Source organism: Acinetobacter endophylla, assembly GCF_053543775.1.
On the sequence record NZ_JBLVOM010000292.1, the window covers coordinates 1 to 1,546 of the forward strand.

The following is a 1,546-nucleotide window of genomic DNA, read 5'->3' on the forward strand; positions in this document are numbered from 1 at the left end:
TTAAAAGATCTGTTTGCAGAGACGATCCAGGAGATGCTGGAAGCCGAAATGGATACCCATTTGGGCTATGGAAGGGTCTGTCAATAATTTTGTGTAAACTCTTTTAAGCATAGATTCCCCCGAGGGGGAATTTGCGATCTAACGCAAGTGTTGACCGACCCGATCTGGGAAAAAGACCGACAGTTGGAGCAGCATTTGTCCCCAGTTCTGGACACGTCCTGTCCATTTCCGAGTAACGTCGATGGTGGCCAGATAGAGCATTTTGAGTAAAGCTTCATCTGTGGGAAAGATGCTTTTTCCCTTCGTCACTTTACGAAGCTGGCGGTGGTAACTCTCGATCATATTGGTGGTGTAGATGAGTTTACGGATCTCAGGAGGATACTTGAAAAAGGTAGCCAGTTCGTCCCAATTCGTTCGCCAGGAACGGATAATGAGGGGATACTTCGCTCCCCAGACTTCCTCAAAACGGTCAAGTTCAAGCAAGGCTCCTTCTTCCGTAGCTGCCTTGTAGATGGGCTTTAAATCAGCAGTGACCTTCTTAATATCCTTGTACGACACGTACCGAGTAGAACTGCGGATTTGGTGAATAATGCATTTCTGGATTTCAGTTTGGGGATAGCAGGCGGCAATGGCTTGGGAGAACCCGGACAGGTTATCCACGCAGATAATGAGAATGTCCCCCACTCCACGATTCTTGAGTTCATTCAGCACGCTGAGCCAGAACTTGGAGGACTCATTCTCACCAATCCACATGCCCAGGACATCTTTGTTTCCATCCAGATCGATGCCAATGACCATGTAGGCGGCCTTGTTGATAATGGCCCCATCCTGCTTCACCTTGAAGTGGATCGCATCCAGATAGACAACGGCGTAAACGCCTTGCAGAGGCCGATTCTGCCATTCTTTAATGAGAGGAACAATCTTATTTGTGACATTGGAAATGAGTGTAGGAGAGACTTCAATGCCGTACATTTGCCCCAGGTGGTCTTGAATTTCTCGGGTGCTGATCCCTTTAGCGTACAGTGCAATGATTTGCTCCTCGATACCTGTTACATTCGATTGATGCTTCTTAACGACCAAGGGCTCAAACTCACCCAAGCGATCCCGAGGGATGGCAATTTCCTGTTCGCCGTACTCACTGACTACCGTTTTACGGCTCTTTCCGTTGCGACTGTTTGGAGTGAGTTTCGCCTTCACCTCATGTTTGCCGTAGCCCAAATGCGTGTCCATTTCGGCTTCCAGCATCTCTTGAATCGTCTCGGCAAACAGATCCTTTAAAGCGTTCTGTGCATCTTGTGCAGAGACTAAATTATTCTCCTTGATAAATTCCCGCAACTGTTGTTTTGTCCAAAGTCCCATGTGTTCTCCCCAACCTTTCTCTTACTTCCATTTTAATGGGTTTGAGAGTTTACACAATATATTTTACAGACTCGGAAAATTGAAGATTACGTTCGATTCTATAACCATCATCAGCCACAACGACGCTAAATAAGCTGCCCCGGTAAAATACCGGAAACAGCCTTATTGCCCTAGGGGCTATTTTTCA

The 1,546-nt window shown here is 46.8% G+C and carries 1 protein-coding gene; it reads right to left on the minus strand.

Going from position 1 to position 1,546, the window contains the following annotated elements; translation table 11 throughout:
* Window positions 1-138: 138 nt before the first annotated feature.
* Window positions 139-1,359 (minus strand): IS256 family transposase, encoded by a 1,221-nt coding sequence (locus ACNPNW_RS16335; protein WP_448767192.1) that lies wholly within the window; start codon window positions 1,357-1,359, stop codon window positions 139-141.
* Between the last annotated feature and the right edge of the window lie 187 nt (window positions 1,360-1,546).

What these genes read in the sequence shown, in the direction of transcription:
- ACNPNW_RS16335 (WP_448767192.1), bottom strand. Translation starts at nt 1,359, where the DNA reads ATGGGACTTTGGACAAAACAACAGTTGCGGGAATTTATCAAGGAGAAT.